Here is a 17,014-nt window from a genome sequence, read left to right as displayed (position 1 = left end):
GGGCAGGTGAGCGTCTTTTGGAAATCTGGGCCTGTCGTCAACCCTTCATGACAGGGATCAGAGGCCTGTCGCCCTCAGCACGACGCCAACGGTGCGCCAGACAACCAGGGCATCCGTGCGCAGGCTGATCGAACGATCGTAGCTGTCGTCATACATGGCGCGAGAGGCGAATGTGGACTGGTTGCGTTCCGAGACCTGCCACAGGCCGGTGAGGCCCGGCCGCAGTCCATAGTAGCTGGAGCCAGGATAGAGGGCCTGCTGTTCAGGAAACATGGGCCGGGGACCAACCAGGCTCATGTGACCGGCGAGGACGCCGATGTAGCCGCTCGCTTGCCGATGTTCATCGAGCAGATCTACAACTCGAAAAGACTACACTCAGCTCTCGGCTACCAAACCCCCGAGGAGTTCGAAACCCTGTTCGCCCAGAAGGCGGCTTAGTTCGGATGGTGCAATGTGGTCCAGCCCGAGGGGTTCACTTCAGCCTGGGTCACTTCTGGGTGGAAATTAACAGCCTACCCATTGGGCATTCGCCGAAACTCTGTCGGGATGCTGTCCCGATGTCGAAGTGGCAACGGAAAACATGGTGATCGATGAGGGGGACATCATCACGGCGGGCGGCATCCTTGCCTGGGCCGATCTGGGGCTGGTCCTTGTCGAGCGGCTTCTGGGCCCCGGCGTCATGCTGGCAACCGCGCGGTTCCTGCTGATCGACCCGCCGCGGCGCCACCAGCATGTCTACAAGGCCTTCCTGCCGAAGCTGGATCACCGCGACGCCGCTATCCGCCGCGTGCAGCACGATCTTCACGCCCGCCATGCCGAGCCGCAAAGCGTGGCCGAGATGGCGGCCCTGGCCGGCCTGACCGATCGCACTTTCCTGCGCCGGTTCCAGAAGGCCACCGGGCTGCGGCCGACCGAATATCTCCAGCAGGTGCGCGTCATGAAGGCGCGCGATGCCCTGGAGCTGATCAATCAACCCGTGGACCAGATTGCCTGGTCCGTTGGCTACAATGACGCCGCGGCCTTCCGAAAGGTGTTCCAGAGGCTGACAGGTGTTGCTCCCAACTTCTATCGCCAGCGGTTTGCCATCGGCCGAGCAGCCGGAGCCTAACGGACCGCATCTGAGCAAGGAAGCAGGCGAACCGGGTCACAGATGGTCCGGCGTCTTGCAGCGGCTAGACTGCCTGTCCCTAGGCAACTGTGAGCAGCCTTAGATTATTTATGCTGTGGCCACCCATCCCCTGAACGAAAAGGCCGCGTAGAAAAGCTCGACGTCGACAAAGCCTGCATCCCTCAGCAGGTCCTCCTCCTCGGCCGGAGCAAGGATAGGCAAGGCCTCAGCCATTGCTTTTCCCGAATGAAGTGCTCTGTCCCAATCAGAGCCTGTCCGGTCAGAGAAGCCCGCCGATCGCGTCAACCACTGAACGGCGTTGCCACCTCCGGAAGTGTGATGCGCCACGACCAGTCTTGCACCCGGCTTCAAACGCCGGCGGATTTCCTTCAGCGTGTGCCGCCGATCACTTCTGTCAAGAAAATGGAGCGTGAGAAGACAGGTCGCGCCATCAAATCCGACTTCGGACACCACATCTATGGTCCCCTTCTGAAGTTGCACCCGATCCAGCATGGACTGGAGGCTCTGGCTTGCCAGGTCCAGCATCGAAGCAGACGGATCAACGCTGACGAAGGACCAGCTGGGCTGAGCCTCGCCGAGAGCCCTCACCTCCATACCCCCGCCTGCACCGATGACCAGGATACGGGCGTCCTGCTGCGCCCGCTCGCTCAAAAGGAGCATTGTCATTCGATGTAGATCAGCCAGCCCGGGCACCTTCAGCGGTGTTTGATCTAGGTAGCCAGCGACAGCTCGGGCACTGGCGAACGGGCTCTCTTTGTTCGTCTTGATATCCATTCTCTACTCCGCGACCAACGTTCTTGCTGGAGTTGTCTGGACTTCGATAACGGAGCCGCCTCAGTCAAGGGATATTGCAGATGCACTGCCGGCCGTCATCTAGCGATCTGTGGACGGCTTCTACTGTTCTGCTTGTCACCCGAACTGACAAACTGACCCCCCTGACGGATCCAAGAACTGACCCCCTCGGATTTCTGAGAGGAGGGACAGATGAGGGGCGCTGCTTCAGAGTTCCCGGCACGATCAAGGTCGATGCGGGGAGAGGAGATGCTTCGGGCAGAGGAGGTGGCCGCGATGATGCGGCTGCATGAACTGGGCTAGGGGGCGAAGCGCTTGTCGAAGGAGTTCGGCTGTGATGACTGATCCTCGGCAGAGTAAACACACTGGTAGATCGCCTTGTAGCAGAGCCTGTGCGGGGCGCCTGCCTCATTCCTGACCCGGCCCGCATTCTATTCGGATAACCCGACTGCTAAACTCCATTCAGTCGGCACGATTGGTGGCATTCGCGTGCAGATAGAGCGGATTTGATCTGTCTAGGTGCGCCTGCATTGCCGCCACTGCACCATCCGCGTCACGTGCGGCGATCAGATCCACGATGTCGTCATGTTCGTGCAAGGTGATCTTTTCCCTGCCGGACCAGTGCAGAAGGACGCCGTGATACTGGAACAGCCACCGCAACATGGATTGGCTGGTCGCAACCAGGATCGGGTTGGCCGAAATCTGGGCGATGCGGCTGTGAAACGCCATATCGGCGGTGACAAAGGCCGCAGGATCGCCGGTGCGGGCGCGCTGTTCGCCAACCAATTCGCGTAGGTCGCGCACGTCCTGGGCGGTGGCGTTCTCGGCCGCGACCCGCACCAGCCCACATTCGAACATGCGCCGGGCTTGCTTCAGATGCTCCAACTGCTCAGGTTCGGAAGACAGCAGCATCCGTGCCACGTCGTCCACACGTTCCAGCACGCTGCCTGCGGACAACTCGTTTACGCGGCTGCGTTCGCCATGGCTGATGGTGATCAAGCCCATCGTCTGCATGTGTTGAAGCGCCTCGCGCACGGCGGGGCGGCCGACGCCGAAACGCTCCATCAGGTCGCGTTCGGAGGGCATCGGCGCGCCGGCGGGAAGCTCGCCGCTGGCCATCATCTCGCGCAGCCGGTCGAAGACCTGGTCGGACAGCTTGCGGCGGGTGATCCGGTCGGGGCTGGCATGGAGGTCATGTTTCATGGCGTGGCCCTTGGCTGCGGTCTTTGATCAGGACTTAGGCGAAGGCGGACGGCTTTGCCAGCCGAAGGGCGCGGGGCCGTCCGGCGTCAAGTTGGCGGTCATGACAGTTTCTTCGAAAGCCATTTCCGCCCGGCCATCGGCCAAGGTCGCGAGGCGCACCGGCTGGCCCGCCAGCGCCGCCAGCGCCTGCACCACGGCTGCCACGGGGCGCGGGCTGCCATCGTCGCGGATCAGCCCGCGCGGACCGTAAAGCGCGGCGGGCGTCCAGACGGTGACGCCTGCGGGCGCGATGCTTGCGGCCAGCCCTATTGTCCAGGCCGCCGCGAAGGCACCGTCCTGGCGGGGGTCGTCATCGGCCATGCAGACCCGGTCGCGGTCGGGGTTCGGGATCGTGCGGCTGCCATAAGGGTTCTGGCGCATCGCGATGGTCGATGGTCCCAGCCGATAGTCCCGATCTCCAATGATTGCACGGGCCGAGGCAAGGATATGCGGCACGGCCTCCAGCGTCTCCATCACCGACAGGTCGTCGGCGGCATGGACGATGGGGCAGAGGCCGTGGGTCACGAAATCCCAGGCATCGACGGGTGGACGCTTGCGATTCAGCTCGGGAAAGAAGCTGGCCATGCCCCCACCCAAGGTCACGCCCGGGAAAGCCTTGCGGGCGGCGGCATGGATCGCCTCCAGAGGCGGGCAGGGGGGCCATTCCGATCCCGGCGGTGTCGATTGCCGGTCTACCGAGGGACAGATCATCACCGACGCTATTTGCAGCCCGGACGCCGCCACACCAGCGGCATAGCCGGCGAATTCCGCATCCAGGTCGCCGTCAGGCGGGCATGCGGCGATCAGTTCCAGGTCATAGTCGAGGTTTGGCAAGGCGGCTTGCAGGGCCGCAAAGGCTTGCAGGTCTGCCAGTCCGTGTCCGGCGGCGATGTCCCAATGGCACAGCACCCGCTGCGCACCGACCCGGTGCAGGTCATCGGGATTGGCGGCGGCACGGCGAGCCTCGTCAGCGGCCAGCAAAAGCGCGGTCTGGGGGAAAACCGTGCCGGAAACCTGTGTGCGGATCGGCGCGAACGGCTCGGGAACTGGAACCGGGCTCCACGCAATCCGCACTGCCTGCCGCAGTTCTTCCCCCTCTGCGATCACATAGGGCCAAGGTAGGGCCAGCGGACGGTTGTAGGTCTTGAAAGACGCGTCGCCCCATTGGCGCTGATCCTCCATCTCGAACACATCGCCTTCAAGCAGGCATTCGACGCGCAGCCCGCCCGCCTGATGAGTCAGCGAGGTGATGTCCTTGAAGGGCTGCCAGGGTGCGATCAGCGTCGGGAAATGTGTGTCCTCAACCCCGCCGGGATGGCCGACGCAGACCGGGGCGCCCGCCACGCCCTCGATCGGGTGCAGGACGGTGAAGCCCGCCCGGTTGGTTTCCACGGTGCCATGGGCCACCGCCACCACCTCGGCCGCTAGGCTGTCGGGCGTCAGGGTGAGCGTAATCCGCGCGTCGAGACTGCCCCTGTCCATGTCATAACGCGCGGCATAGGTGACGCGCCCGCCATCTATCGACTGGCCTGTGATCACGGGTTCCACCGTACCCCAGTCCCGGTCGCGGACCAGGAAGGAGACGGCGCGGATCGCCTCGGTCCCGCCCACGCGCAGGTGGCGCAGCTGCCCGGCTTCCACCGTCACCTGCGCCTCGCCAGCACGCAGCACCTCACCCCGGCGCGGCGGCTTGTCGGTGCCGTAGAGCGCGGTCAGGTCCATTCCGGCGCCCGCATGTCGATGCGCGAGCGGTCGGCGGCGGAGCGATAAGCCGCCTCGACCAGGGCCAGCGTTTTCAGGTTGTCATGCCCCGAGGTTTCGGGCTGTGTTGCATTCCGCAGGCAATCAATGAAATGCTGCTGGATGATCTGGACGCTTTCCTGGATGTTGTGCCAGGGCCGTTCCGCCCAGGGCAGGACCGGAGGGGCCACGTCGCGGACCTCCTCTCCATCCGTCTGGATCACCAGCCGGTATCCCGCATCCAGCCGCAACGTGCCCTTGTCGCCGTCGATTTCCAGCAATGTTTCCGGGAAGGTCTCGGGCTGGCGTTTGGTCGCATAGGAGCAATCGACCACGCTGGTCACGCCGCTCGTGTGCTCCAGCAGCATGGTCGCGACATCCTCGCCTCGGATGTTGGGGTTGATCCGCCGCGTGGTGGCCGACAGCGTCGCCACGTCGCCGAACAGCGCGCGGGCCACGTCGAGGATATGGATGCCCAGATCCTGGATGATGAAGCGCGGATCGGTGGCCAGATAGGGCTGGCCCGAGAACACGTCGTATCCCGAACGGAAACTGACGCGCCCGAAGAAGGGCACCCCGATCGCGCCGCCCCGGACGGCTTCGATAGCGGCGCGGACCGCCGATTGCCAGCGGAAGTTCTCGTGCACCATCAGGGTCTTTCCCGCCGCATCGACGGCACCGACCATGGCGCGGGCATCCTCCATCGTCTCGGCGAAGGGCTTTTGGCAGATGACATGGACACCAGCCTTTGCCGCCAGTTCCACCAAGGATCGGTGAGAGGCGACGGTGGTCGCGATGTCCACGAAGTCCAACGCTTCCGCCGCCAGCATCTCGGCCGCGTCGGCATAAGGGCGGGCGCCGAAGCGGGCCGCCGTCTCGTTGCGCCGGGTCTCGTCCCTGTCGCAGACGGCCACGATCGCCACGCCCTCGATCCCGACCCAGCCATGCATCTGGTTCTGCGCAAAGAACCCGCAGCCGATCAAGGCACCCTTCATCCTACTTCCCTGCTTCCGCCTGCAGCGCAACCCGCGCCTGCAGTTTCTGCTGCGCCTGATCGACCACCACGGCGGCGATGATGACAAGCCCTTTGATGACCGTCTGCCAGAAGGAGGAGACGCCCATCATCACCAGCCCGTCCGACAGCACGCCGATCACGAAGGCGCCGACGATGGTGCCGCCGATCCGCCCGCGCCCGCCCGACATGGACGTGCCGCCAAGAACGGCCGCCGCAATCGCGTTCAGCTCGAAGGCCTGGCCGGTCGCAGGATGCGAAGCGACCAGTTGCGAAGAAATGATCAGCCCCACAAGCGCCGCACAAAGCCCGCTGAACATGTAGACGAAGAACTTGATGCGGTTGACCTTCACGCCAGACAGCGCCGCGCCGCGTTCGTTGCCGCCAACGGCATAGATATATCGCCCCAGCGGCGTGCGGCGCGCGATATAGCCGGCGATCAGCGCCACCACGATCAGCATCCAGATCGAGATCGGCAGGCCCAGCACATTTCCCGCCCCGATCAGCCGGAAGGTGTCGGATCCGTATTCAGGGTTGCCGTTCAGGTTCGGGAAAGTCCGGCCGTCGGAAAACAGCATCGCCGCGCCCCGGCAGACATAAAGCGTGCCAAGCGTGGCGATGAAGGGCGCGACGTTCAGCTTGGTGATCAGGAAGGCATTGACCGCCCCAATCAGCACGCCCACGACCATCACGATCAGGCAGATCTCGACCGTGTTGAACTGGATCGACCAGCCGAGGCCAAGGTCGATGCCGTAAAGCACCAGCCAGCCCGCGACCATGCCGCAAAGGCCCACGATCGATCCCACCGAAAGGTCTATCCCGCCCGAGATGATCACGAAGGTCATCCCGATCGCCAGAAAGGCGTTCAGCGCGACATGCTTTGACATGATGACCATGTTCGCCGTTGACAGGAAATTGGGTGCGGCAAAGGCGAAAAAGGTAAAGACCAAGATTAGCGCGATGAAGGTCCGGGCCTTAAGCAGCACCAGCAGCAGGTTGGCGGACCCGGCCTGCGGCGCGGCATGGGTGGCGGCATGGGTCATGCGACATGCTCCTTGGATGGGGCCAAATTCTTGATTGGATCAGGCGCGTGCCCCTTGGCGGAGGCGGCGATGACAAGGGTCTCGGTCGCGTCCTTGCGGTCGAATTCGCCTGTAACCCGGCCGTTCGACATGACGACGATGCGATCGGACAGCGCCATGAGTTCCTCCATGTCCGAGGTGACGAAGACGATTCCAAGCCCCTCGGCGGCCAGCTTGCGCATGGTGCGGAAGACCTCGGCCTTGGCGCCGATGTCGATGCCGCGCGAGGGTTCGTCCATCAGCAGCACCTTGGGTTTCGTCATCAGCGCCTTGCCGATGACGACCTTCTGCTGGTTGCCGCCCGAAAGGCTGGAAACGGGGTTTTCCATTGACGCGATTTTGACCGTCAGGCGACGCACGAAATCGCGTACCGTGCCGCGCTCGGCGCCCAGGTTCATGTGGAATCCGGTGGTAAATTCGCCTAATGACGACAGTGTCATGTTCTCGCGGATCGACAGGATCTGGACCAACCCGTCGTTCTTGCGATCCTCGGGGATCAGCGCGATCCCCGACCGGATGCGACCCGAAACGGTGCGGGTGCGAAGCTGCTTGCCGTCCACGAAGATGCGCCCGCCAGCATGGGGGTGGCGGCCGATCACGCATTCCAGGAACTCGCTGCGGCCCGCGCCCATCAAGCCATAGACGCCCAGGATCTCGCCCGCGCGCAAGGACATGCCGACGTGATCGACGGCAAGGCCGCCGCCTAGGCGGGGCAGGGTCACGTCTTCGGCCCGGAAGACCTCGGGGCCATAGGGGTGGTCGATGTCCTTAGCGAAGTCGCGGGACGCCTCGCCGATCATGGCACGGACGATCCAGTCCACATCGACGCCTTCCATCGACCGCGCGCCGGTGATCGCGCCGTCGCGCAGCACGGTGATGTAGTCGCCGATGCGGATCAGTTCTTCCAGACGGTGAGAGATATAGACGATGCCCACCCCCTGCCGTTTAAGGTCGGCGATGACGCGGAACAGGATCTCGACCTCGGCGGTGGACAGCGCCGAGGTTGGCTCGTCCAGGATCAGGATGCGCGCGTCCTGCGCCAGGCTTTTCGCGATCTCGACGATCTGCTGCTGACCCACGCGCAGGTCGCCAACCATCGTGTCGGGGTCGATGTCATGTTCCAGGCGTCGCATCAGGGCGCGCGTGGCCTCGCGCTGTGCGGCGGTGTCGATGTCGATGCGGCCGCGCGTGATTTCGCGGTTGATGAAGATGTTCTCGGCCACCGTCATGTTCGGGAACAGGTTCAGTTCCTGGAACACGATGCCGATGCCGTGGCGGCGGGCGTCGTCGGTGCCGCTGAAATGCACCGGCTGGCCATCCATCAGGATCTGGCCCTCGGTCAGCTGCTCGACCCCGGCAATGACCTTCATCATCGTGGACTTGCCTGCGCCGTTTTCACCGACCAGCACGTTGACCGCGCCCATGCGGAGGTCGAAATCGACGCCCTTCAGCGCGCGGGTGCCGGGATAGACCTTGGTGCCGCCCCGGATCTGCAGGCCGATGGGGTGGGTCATGGCGCGGCTTCCAGCAGGGTCGGGACCACCAGGATCGGATCGGTGGCGCTTCGCAGCGTCGTCGCGCCTTCGAAGCGGAAGGTCTTGCCGGTCAGGTCGCCCTCGGGCAGCGTGATCGCCCCATGCGCCCGGTCGTTCAGCGCGCGGGCCAGTTTCGCGAATTCGATCTGGTCGCGATAGTCGGTGAAGACGATGAAATCCGCCGCATCGCGCAGTGCGGTGCCCTTGATGACCGGGCCAAGCTGGATGGTGACGTCGGCCTGTCCGTCACCGGTCGCATCGAGCGTCATGGTCGCGGCGCGGGATTCGCGATTGGTCTGGACTACAGTGCCCCGGCCCTTGACCAGGAAGTTCCAAGGGCTGCCCTCGGCCTGCGGGCGCACGCCGTGAGCCTTGCCCGCGGCCTCATACCCGCCTTGCAGAGCGGCGGTCAGCACCGGCAGGTCAATGGCCTTCTGGGCGACATAGGGCACCAGTTGGGCGGCGTAGATCTCGCCCGCCTTTGCGGCCATCCGCTCCTCGTCGGTCTGAGACGCCGCGTTTTCGCTGCCGGGTTCGGGGTTCGGGACGATCTTGCAGGCGCCAAGCGCCGTCAGGCCCAGGGACAGGCCAAGGATCGCGGTCATCGCGCGCTTCATGCGGGACTCCGGGGGTATGGGAAAACGGCCCGGCGCGGGTGCCGGGCCGGGCCGGGTCGCGGTCACTCCGCCAGGGCGAAGGTTTCCAGCTTGTCGGCATTGTCGGCATTGATCAGGATGCAGTCCATCAGCTGCTTTTCATCCACGCCAGTCGAGCCGTTCTTCAGATAGGCATCCGCCTGTTCCACGGCCAGTTGCGCCTGGCGGTAAGCCGGTTGCAGCACGGTCGCCTTGATGCCGCCCGCCTTGATGCTGTCGCGCACGTCGTTCGAACCGTCGAAACCCACCACAATCACATCCGTCCGGCCCGCCGCCTCAAGCGCGGCCCAGGCACCCATGGCCATGGTGTCGTTGCCCGAGATCACGCCCTTGATGTCTGGGTTAGCCTGCAGAATCGTTTCCATGACCGTATAGGCCTCGGTCTGCGACCAGTTGGCGGTCTGCTGGGCCACCATCTCCATGTCTGGATACTGGTCGATGATGTCGTGATAGCCGGACGACCGGATGCCCGCGTTCGTGTCCGCCTCGCGGCCCAGAAGCTCGGCATATTTGCCGGTCTCGCCCATCAGGCGGACGAATTCTTCGGCCCCCAGCTGCGCCCCCTGATAGTTGTTGGACACGATCTGGCTGACGGCGATGCCGGATTCCTTGATCTCGCGGTCGATCAGGAAGGACGGGATACCTGCGTCCTTGGCGGACTGAACGGCGGCCACGGTGGCGTCGGCGCCCGCGTTGTCCAGAATGATCGCCTTTACGCCCTGCCCGATGGCGGTGTTGAACAGCTCAAGCTGCTTGTTTGGATCATCGTCGTGGACCATGATCACTGTGTCATAGCCCAGCTCCTTGGCGCGCGCCTCGGCGCCCACAGCTTCGGCTTTGAAGAAGGGATTGTCATGGCTGGGTGTGATGATCGCGATGGTGCCCTCGGCCGTCGCGAAGGACGGCATGGCCACGGTCATGGCAAGGCCAAAGGCTGAGATCATCAGCCGGCGGGTCAGTTTCATGTTTTCCTCCCATAAGGTCAGCCGGACTTCTGCCGGTTCCTCTCTGACCGTTTCAAGCTGCGGGGGAATCACCATTCTGTCAACAGGTATGATGAGATAATGATTCCCGATTTTTCTTCAGGTGATCCGCTCAATGCTGGCAGCAACCTCGTCCCATTCGAGCACCTTCTTCCAGTCGTCACGCATCAGCATCGGCTTGCCGAACTCGATGGCCTTGTTGCAGGCGTCAGAGAAGGCGCCCTGCCGTTCTTCAAAAATCACGGCGGCCAAGATATTCATGTGGCCCAGCAGGAAGTCGCGGGCACATTCCTTGCTGACGCCGCTGCGCGCCACGACCTCGTCCATCGCCTCGCGCATGACGACCAGAAGCGAGGCCACGACCGTCTCCGACAGGCCCGGCTCCAGCATGGCCATCTGCTTGACCGTGACCTCATAGCTGCGGGCGACAGGGGCATAGATGGCGCGGGCGATGCGGTCGCCCAACTCGTAATGCTCGCGCGGACCCTGCATCAGTGCGTTGACCACGCCCTGCTTGGCCGCGACGCCGCCGAAATGATCAGCCCGTCCCTCAGGCGTAGCCTCGTCATTGAAAATCGGCGGGTGGCAGGGGTGGGTTACGAAATAAGTGATGTCCGCGCGTTCGGGCAGGTGGCCCGCGAAGGGTGCTGCGGCATCCAGGATCACGATCATCGTGCCGGGCGCGACCTGCGGCACCACGGATGCGGCGACTTTGCGGATCACGGTGTCGGGCACCGCCAGGATTACGACCTCGGCGCCTTCCAGCGCCACGTCGGCATTGACGGTGTCGAAGCCCAGTTCCGTTTTCAGCCGTTCGCGGCCTGCGTCGCTGACCTCGACATGGGCCACTTCGAAATCGGTCTTGGCAAGGTTCGTGGACAGGCGCACGCCCATCTTGCCGCCAGCCCCGAACAGGGCAACTTTCGTCATCTGGTTCTCCTCCCAGGCAGGAATCATCCTTGCCAAACTGGTATGATGAGATAATAACAGGATTGCGCTGTCAAGAGGAGGACGCGATGCCTGAGGCGCCGTGGGTCACATGGTTGGGTGACGACTTCACGGGATCGGCGGCGGTGATGGAGGTGCTGCATTTCGCAGGACTGTCCTCGGTTCTGTTCACCGACATTCCCTCGCCGAACTTGGCGGCGCGGTTCGCGGGCTGCCGCGGCGTGGGGATCGCCACGACGGCGCGCAGCCATGACCCGGCTTGGATGGCGCAGAACTTGCCCGTGCTGTTCGGCTGGCTGGACGCGCTGCGGGCGCCGATCCTGCATTACAAGATCTGCTCGACATTCGACTCCTCGCCCGATAGCGGCTCCATTGGCGCGGCGATTGAGATCGGCTTGCGCGTGCGTCCTGCCAAGGCCGTGCCGCTGCTGACTGCCGCACCGCAGATGCGGCGGTATCAGGCTTTCGGGCACCTGTTCGCGGGCACGCTGGACGGGGTGTTCCGGCTGGACCGCCACCCGGTCATGTCGCGCCACCCAGTCACACCAATGCCCGAATCCGACCTGCTGGGGCACCTGTCAACGCAGACCGACCTGCGGTCGGCGCTGATCGACCTTGAGGCGTTGGCCGATCCGCAGGCCTTGCAGGCAGCCCTGGCTTCAGGGGCACGAATTCTGTCGATTGACAGCATGGAACCTGCCAGCGAAACCGCCGCAGGCCGGCTGATCTGGGAGAACCGCGCCGACTTGGGATTTGTCGCAGGAAGCCAGGGCGTGGAATACGCGCTGGTCCGCCATTGGCAGGACAGCGGCACGATCCCGCGGGTGGATGCGCCGGGCGGCTTACCGCGTGCAGGGCGGATCATGGCGGTGTCGGGCTCCGTCTCGCCCACCACGGCGCGGCAGCTGGATTGGGCCGGGCGGAACGGCTTTGCCCTCTTGCCCTTCGACGCCCGCGCCGTCACCGGCAGCGATGCCGATTTGGCGGAGGAAGAGCGGCGCCTGACCCAAGCCGCCATTGCCGCCGCCCAAGCGGGTCAAAGCCCGCTGGTCCATTCCGCATCCGGCGAAGGCCCGCAGGTTGAGGCCTATCGCACAGCCCTGGCTCGTAGTGGTATGGATGGAACCACCGCCAATCGCCGCATCGGGGAAGCCCTGGGCCGCATTCTGGACGCCACGCTCCGCGCCACGGGGATCCGACGCGCGGTGATCTCGGGCGGGGATACCTCGGGACATGGGATGCGGCAGCTTGGGCTGTCGGCCTTGGTCGCAAAGGCGCCGACCATCCCTGGCGCAGCGCTGTGTCAGGCCTTCGGTAGCGGTCCTCATGATGGCCTCGAGATTGCTCTGAAAGGCGGGCAGATGGGTTCGGAAGACTATTTCGGCTGGATCCGTGACGGCGGCGGATCAAAGAGGACAACAGCATGACCGACCACATTCGCGTCACCTATCGCATCGAGACGCCCGGCAGCATCGAGGCGATGGCGCAGAAGATCGCCGCCGACCAGTCAACGGGCACCTTTACCAAACTGCCCGGCGAAACCGAGGCGCTGAAGACCCGCTATGCCGCCCGTGTCGAGCGGATCGAACCGCTGCCCGACGCGGAAACCCCCGGTTTCCCGACCGACATGCCCGGACCCTTCCGCCGCGCCGATGTGACTATCGCCTGGCCGCTGGACGCCATCGGCACCGACATCGCTGCCCTGATGACGATCACCGTGGGCGGCGTTTACGCCATCCGTGGTCTGACCGGCATGCGCGTCATGGATTTCCACCTGCCGCCAGCCTTCGCCTGCCATCCCGGCCCGCAATTCGGCATCGAGGGGTCGCGCTGTCTGATGGGGGTAGAGGAGGGGCCGATGATCGCCTCGATCATCAAGCCCTCGCTTGGCCTCTCGCCCGAGGATACGGCGGAGGTTGTCCAGACGCTCTGCGAGGCCGGCGTCGATTTCATCAAGGACGACGAAAAGCTAATGTCGCCGGGCTATTCGCCGCTGGCGGCGCGCGTCGACGCGATCATGCCGGTGATCGAGCGCCATGCCGACCGGACCGGCAAGCGGGTGATGTATGCCTTCGGCATCTCCTCGGCCGATCCTGACCGGATGATGCGCGACCATGACCATGTCGCGGCCCGAGGCGGAAATGCGGCAGTGGTCAATATCAACTCCATCGGGCATGGCGGCATGGCATTTCTGCGCAAGCGGTCGGCCTTGTGCCTGCATGCGCACCGGAACGGATGGGACATCCTGACCCGCCACCCCGCCTTGGGGATGGAATTCCGCGCCTATCAGAAGATATGGCGCCTGCTGGGTGTCGATCAGTTCCAAATCAATGGGATACAGGCAAAATACTGGGAGCCGGATAACAGCTTCGTCAAATCCTTCCACGATGTGATGACACCTATATTCTCTGATGCCGACCGCCCGCTTCCAGTGGTCTGCTCAGGCCAATGGGGCGGGCAGGCGGTGGACACGTATCAGCGCACTGGCCGAACGCTGGACCTGATGTATCTCGGGGGAGGCGGCATTCATGGTCATCCCCACGGCGCGGCGGCTGGCGTGCGGGCGATCCGTCGGGCTTGGCAGGCCGCGGCTGATGGCGAAAGTCTGCAGCAAGCCGCGGCAAATGACACAGACCTTGCGGCATCGCTGGCGAAGTGGGGAAGTGAACTGCCAGGATAGAAACCGAGAATCTTTCGTGATTGGAAAGCGCGATGCCGATGTCGCGGATTGACATTAAGAAGCGGCGGCTCAAGGCTTCCCGGTGGCGACGAGCTATGAACGGACGGTTTGGTCAGGATCGGTGAGAAGCTGAAGGCGATCGAATGATCGCCCACTAGTCAATTGAGTTGCCGGGTTCTCAGCTAATATTCCATAATACCCGTTAGAATCTGCTGCGGCACTTGTACGACTTGGCTGGTCAAGTCGGTTGAGGAAAGTCTAAATTCCTTGGCCATTCTTTGGAGGCGAACTCTTAAAGACCTGTTGCCCTTATGACGACATCAGGGGTGCGCCAGATCACTAGGGCATCCGTGCGCAAGCTGATCGATCGCGCGTGTTGACCGTCATAGAGAGAGGTGGTCGCAGGAATTCGGACCAGTCGTTAAGCTTTGGCGATTGACGAAGGACCGATTCGCATGACGAAACGGAAGCGTTATTCGGCCAAATTGAAAGCGACTTTGCCTCTGGAAGCCATTCGCGAGGAGTTGACCACGGCTGAGCTGGCCAAGAAGTATGACATTCACCTGCATGTCGTGTTGATAGCATCAGGCACGCTTCACGCCTTCTAAAAACCCGCCAGGCCGCAAACTTGTTTTGGACCTGCACTCAGAGGTTTCAGCAAAAAGCCCTGCCGTACGGCAGGGCTTAGGAACGAGGTCTTGCCTGAGGGGCTGTGTTTCTGGATAGGAAAAACCCTAACCTGGACAGAGATCAGGCAGCCGAGTGCAGGCGTGGGGTGACCCATTTCGACCCCTTGAGACCCCGGATTGCCTTGGCGCTGCCGAGGACCAGAAGATCAACCAACGGCTCGATCAGGACCACAAGAAGGTAGGCGCCACCAAATGTGCTGATGGCTGCCAGGTTGGCTGAAGTCAGGCCTTGACCGTAAAGGGCCCAGAATGCCACCCAGGCCACGATGCCGCCCTGATAGGCCAGAGACAGCGACAGCACCTGGCCATAGCTCAGATCCACATAGGCCATGCCGGATGGAATGATGCGGCGGGCGAGAGCCTCAAGTGCAAAAAGCGGCACCAGCAGGGTGGTCAAGTTCATGCCGTATTGGGGCAGGTCGAAGGGTGCGAACAGCAGCCCCTGCAAGAGCAGCCCCAAAGCGAGGCCGAACGCAGCAGGCGCCACACCGAAGATCAGGAACAGTGTCGACCCGAGAATGAGATGGACCTCCGACACGCCGACCGGAAAGTGTGGCAGTATCTCGAAGAAGGAAAATACCAAGGCCGTGCTCGCAATAGCACGCCCGGCGAAGGAAGCCACACCCTGCTCGCGCAACGTGATCCAGCCACGCTGAAGCGCATAGGCGCCAGCGCCCGCCGCAGTGACATAGCTCAGAAAAATCTTGGCCCCATCAACGAGGCCTGGTTCGATATGCATCCGTCTCTCCTTGCCGTCCCACCGACAGCGTTTGACATTTCCTGCATGGCCGGTCTCCTGACTTGCGGGTCACAGCAGCCTTCCCCCTTCCCAGTCCATCGGACCAGTGGCTTCTTGGAAGGCCGCTCTCCGCACACAGTCGCGGGGGCGGTTGAGGCTTGGAGCATCCTTGCGGAATGCCCGTTCCCCATTCCCGATTAAGTCCAGTCGGGTTGTGCCGACCGAACGCCATGGCCCCTTGTGGGCGCCTTGGTTGTCATGCGTCAAGCAGGATCTGCGCCTCGTGACCGACGCTGCACACCTCTTTCGGATACAGGTTCGTTGAGGGAGCAAGCGAAGGCCAGTTCCAAGCCTTACACCTGCGCCAGCCTCAACAACTCCTCCACTTCAAGATGGGCCTCGATATGGAGGGCAAGCTCGTCAAGCACCGTGTCGATTTCTGCGGCATAGGAAAAGGGGCTTGTTCTTGCGCCCAGGCCTTGAAGCCAGGCATTGCGGAACGGGTCCGATGTGAACAGCCCGTGCAAATAGGTTCCCTCTACCCGTCCATCCCGCGAACGCGCACCGTCCGGGCAATCGTGGATATGGGCAAAGGGGCGCAGGCAACCGATCCCTTCGGTTCTGCCCAGGTGGATCTCGTAACCCGCGACCTGCAGGCCGGAAAGAGCATGGACGGCGGTTACGCGGGTCAGGCGCTTGTCGGCTGCCAGCACCGTCTGGACATCCAGGTAGCCAAGACCCTCGGTTTCACCGGCCTCTCCTTCGATGCCATGTGGATCCACAATGCTGTTGCCCAACATCTGGAACCCGCCACATATCCCCAGTATGCGACCGCCGCGGCGGTGATGGGCCTTGAGGTCGATGTCCCACCCCTGTGCGCGCAGGAAGGCAAGGTCGGCCCGGGTAGACTTCGTGCCCGGAATAATAACCACCGCAGCATCGCCTGGAATGGCTTGTCCCGGCCGAACCATTTCGAGCCTGACGCCGGGATGCGTTTTCAAGGGATCGAGATCGTCGAAATTCGCAATGCGGGACAGGGCGAGCCAGGCAATCTTGATCGCACCTTCCCCAAAAGGCTGCAGGTCGAGCGCGTCCTCGGCAGGAAGCAGCGTGGCCCTGGCGAACCATGGAAGCACACCGAAACCCGGCCAGCCGGTCTGCTCGGCGATCATCCGATAGCCGTCGTCAAAGAGCGAGGGGTCGCCGCGAAATCGATTGACGATGAAACCCTTGATGCGTGCGGCATCCTCGGGGTCGAGGACGATCCTGGATCCGACCAGTTGCGCAATGACACCCCCGCGATCGATGTCGCCGATGAGCACCACGGGAATATTTGCGGCCGCGGCAAACCCCATGTTGGCGATGTCTCCCTGGCGCAGGTTGATCTCGGCCGGGCTGCCCGCGCCTTCGACGATAACCAGATCAGCCTCGGCCTTCAGCCGCTCGAAGCTTTCCAGAACCGGCGTCATCAGCTTCGGCTTCAGTCGCGCGTAGTCGCGGGCCTTCAGGGTGGCGCGCCGCTTTCCCTGCACGATGACCTGCGCGCCGATGTCCGTCTCGGGTTTCAGCAGGACCGGGTTCATGTCGGTGTGGGACTCGACACCGCAGGCAAGCGCCTGAAGAGCTTGCGCGCGGCCAATCTCGCCGCCATCCACTGTCACGGCAGCGTTGTTCGACATGTTCTGCGGCTTGAAGGGGCGCACGGACAGACCGCGCCGCACGGCCGCCCGGCAGAGGCCGGCAACAAGCAGGGATTTTCCGACGTTCGATCCGGTTCCCTGGAGCAT

General features: G+C 63.4%; 16 protein-coding genes and 1 riboswitch. Of the genes, 4 read left to right on the top strand and 12 right to left on the bottom strand.

The window, feature by feature from the left end:
* Positions 1-57: 57 nt before the first annotated feature.
* Positions 58-318, bottom strand: coding sequence for a sugar transferase (locus CK944_RS17220; RefSeq protein ID WP_371411673.1), 261 nt, complete (start codon positions 316-318; stop codon positions 58-60).
* A gap of 262 nt (positions 319-580) precedes the next feature.
* Here CK944_RS17220 and CK944_RS17215 point away from each other — a divergent pair, with 262 nt between their 5' ends.
* A complete protein-coding gene (locus CK944_RS17215) occupies positions 581-1,108 on the top strand; it encodes a GlxA family transcriptional regulator (RefSeq protein WP_103174308.1) in 528 nt (175 codons plus the stop codon).
* Positions 1,109-1,216: 108 nt separating this feature from the next.
* Here CK944_RS17215 and CK944_RS17210 read toward each other — a convergent pair whose 3' ends face one another.
* From CK944_RS17210 to CK944_RS17170, 9 genes are all read right to left on the bottom strand, one after another.
* Positions 1,217-1,903: a class I SAM-dependent methyltransferase gene (locus CK944_RS17210; protein ID WP_103174307.1), complete on the bottom strand. Its 687-nt coding sequence runs from the start codon at positions 1,901-1,903 to the stop codon at positions 1,217-1,219.
* Positions 1,904-2,383: 480 nt separating this feature from the next.
* Positions 2,384-3,124 (bottom strand): transcriptional regulator NanR, encoded by a 741-nt coding sequence (locus CK944_RS17205; protein ID WP_103174306.1) that lies wholly within the window; start codon positions 3,122-3,124, stop codon positions 2,384-2,386.
* Positions 3,125-3,151: 27 nt separating this feature from the next.
* Entirely contained in the window at positions 3,152-4,885 is a 1,734-nt protein-coding gene (locus tag CK944_RS17200) for a hypothetical protein (protein WP_103174305.1), read from the bottom strand.
* Positions 4,876-5,898, bottom strand: coding sequence for a Gfo/Idh/MocA family protein (locus CK944_RS17195; RefSeq protein WP_103174304.1), 1,023 nt, complete (start codon positions 5,896-5,898; stop codon positions 4,876-4,878). The genes CK944_RS17200 and CK944_RS17195 overlap by 10 nt, the downstream gene beginning before the upstream one ends.
* A 1-nt stretch (position 5,899) precedes the next feature.
* Entirely contained in the window at positions 5,900-6,958 is a 1,059-nt protein-coding gene (locus CK944_RS17190; protein WP_103174303.1) for an ABC transporter permease, read from the bottom strand.
* Entirely contained in the window at positions 6,955-8,511 is a 1,557-nt protein-coding gene (locus CK944_RS17185; protein ID WP_103174302.1) for a sugar ABC transporter ATP-binding protein, read from the bottom strand. Before CK944_RS17185 ends, CK944_RS17190 begins: the two co-directional genes overlap by 4 nt.
* Positions 8,508-9,137: a DUF2291 family protein gene (locus tag CK944_RS17180; protein ID WP_239986126.1), complete on the bottom strand. Its 630-nt coding sequence runs from the start codon at positions 9,135-9,137 to the stop codon at positions 8,508-8,510. Before CK944_RS17180 ends, CK944_RS17185 begins: the two co-directional genes overlap by 4 nt.
* Positions 9,138-9,211: 74 nt before the next feature.
* The gene (locus CK944_RS17175) at positions 9,212-10,153 is read right to left on the bottom strand and encodes a D-ribose ABC transporter substrate-binding protein (RefSeq protein WP_103174315.1); all 942 of its coding nucleotides are present in this window, start codon (positions 10,151-10,153) and stop codon (positions 9,212-9,214) included.
* Between the two features lie 117 nt (positions 10,154-10,270).
* Complete coding sequence (locus CK944_RS17170) at positions 10,271-11,101, bottom strand: phosphogluconate dehydrogenase C-terminal domain-containing protein (RefSeq protein ID WP_103174314.1); 831 nt, start codon at positions 11,099-11,101, stop codon at positions 10,271-10,273.
* Positions 11,102-11,187: 86 nt separating this feature from the next.
* Between CK944_RS17170 and CK944_RS17165 the strand changes: the two genes are divergently transcribed.
* From CK944_RS17165 to CK944_RS23300, 3 genes are all read left to right on the top strand, one after another.
* Positions 11,188-12,546 (top strand): four-carbon acid sugar kinase family protein, encoded by a 1,359-nt coding sequence (locus tag CK944_RS17165; RefSeq protein ID WP_103174300.1) that lies wholly within the window; start codon positions 11,188-11,190, stop codon positions 12,544-12,546.
* Positions 12,543-13,799 (top strand): 3-oxo-isoapionate-4-phosphate decarboxylase OiaX, encoded by a 1,257-nt coding sequence (gene oiaX, locus CK944_RS17160; RefSeq protein ID WP_103174299.1) that lies wholly within the window; start codon positions 12,543-12,545, stop codon positions 13,797-13,799. The genes CK944_RS17165 and oiaX overlap by 4 nt, the downstream gene beginning before the upstream one ends.
* A gap of 455 nt (positions 13,800-14,254) precedes the next feature.
* Positions 14,255-14,407 carry a hypothetical protein gene (locus CK944_RS23300; RefSeq protein WP_158248037.1) on the top strand — a complete coding sequence of 51 codons (153 nt, stop codon included), beginning with the start codon at positions 14,255-14,257 and terminating at the stop codon, positions 14,405-14,407.
* A gap of 142 nt (positions 14,408-14,549) precedes the next feature.
* Here the strand turns inward: CK944_RS23300 and CK944_RS17155 are convergent, their stop codons facing one another.
* Both CK944_RS17155 and CK944_RS17150 read right to left on the bottom strand, forming a co-directional pair.
* Complete coding sequence (locus tag CK944_RS17155; RefSeq protein WP_103174298.1) at positions 14,550-15,227, bottom strand: energy-coupling factor ABC transporter permease; 678 nt, start codon at positions 15,225-15,227, stop codon at positions 14,550-14,552.
* A gap of 29 nt (positions 15,228-15,256) precedes the next feature.
* A riboswitch (cobalamin riboswitch) is annotated at positions 15,257-15,475 on the bottom strand.
* Between the two features lie 105 nt (positions 15,476-15,580).
* Complete coding sequence (locus CK944_RS17150; RefSeq protein WP_103174313.1) at positions 15,581-17,014, bottom strand: cobyric acid synthase; 1,434 nt, start codon at positions 17,012-17,014, stop codon at positions 15,581-15,583.

The sequence above is a fragment of the Paracoccus sp. SY genome (assembly GCF_002901215.1).
GTDB lineage: Bacteria > Pseudomonadota > Alphaproteobacteria > Rhodobacterales > Rhodobacteraceae > Paracoccus > Paracoccus acridae.
Note: the sequence above shows the minus strand (reverse complement) of the source record. Positions and strands in the feature narration are given on the sequence as shown.

Bases quoted from the DNA above. Each gene is read 5' to 3' on its own strand.
- CK944_RS17215 (WP_103174308.1), top strand. From the start codon at position 581: ATGGTGATCGATGAGGGGGACATCATCACGGCGGGCGGCATCCTTGCC.
- CK944_RS17210 (WP_103174307.1), bottom strand. From the start codon at position 1,903: ATGGATATCAAGACGAACAAAGAGAGCCCGTTCGCCAGTGCCCGAGCT.
- CK944_RS17205 (WP_103174306.1), bottom strand. From the start codon at position 3,124: ATGAAACATGACCTCCATGCCAGCCCCGACCGGATCACCCGCCGCAAG.
- CK944_RS17200 (WP_103174305.1), bottom strand. From the start codon at position 4,885: ATGGACCTGACCGCGCTCTACGGCACCGACAAGCCGCCGCGCCGGGGT.
- CK944_RS17195 (WP_103174304.1), bottom strand. From the start codon at position 5,898: ATGAAGGGTGCCTTGATCGGCTGCGGGTTCTTTGCGCAGAACCAGATG.
- CK944_RS17190 (WP_103174303.1), bottom strand. From the start codon at position 6,958: ATGACCCATGCCGCCACCCATGCCGCGCCGCAGGCCGGGTCCGCCAAC.
- CK944_RS17185 (WP_103174302.1), bottom strand. From the start codon at position 8,511: ATGACCCACCCCATCGGCCTGCAGATCCGGGGCGGCACCAAGGTCTAT.
- CK944_RS17180 (WP_239986126.1), bottom strand. From the start codon at position 9,137: ATGACCGCGATCCTTGGCCTGTCCCTGGGCCTGACGGCGCTTGGCGCC.
- CK944_RS17175 (WP_103174315.1), bottom strand. From the start codon at position 10,153: ATGAAACTGACCCGCCGGCTGATGATCTCAGCCTTTGGCCTTGCCATG.
- CK944_RS17170 (WP_103174314.1), bottom strand. From the start codon at position 11,101: ATGACGAAAGTTGCCCTGTTCGGGGCTGGCGGCAAGATGGGCGTGCGC.
- CK944_RS17165 (WP_103174300.1), top strand. From the start codon at position 11,188: ATGCCTGAGGCGCCGTGGGTCACATGGTTGGGTGACGACTTCACGGGA.
- oiaX (WP_103174299.1), top strand. From the start codon at position 12,543: ATGACCGACCACATTCGCGTCACCTATCGCATCGAGACGCCCGGCAGC.
- CK944_RS23300 (WP_158248037.1), top strand. From the start codon at position 14,255: ATGACGAAACGGAAGCGTTATTCGGCCAAATTGAAAGCGACTTTGCCT.
- CK944_RS17155 (WP_103174298.1), bottom strand. From the start codon at position 15,227: ATGCATATCGAACCAGGCCTCGTTGATGGGGCCAAGATTTTTCTGAGC.
- CK944_RS17150 (WP_103174313.1), bottom strand. From the start codon at position 17,014: ATGCTCCAGGGAACCGGATCGAACGTCGGAAAATCCCTGCTTGTTGCC.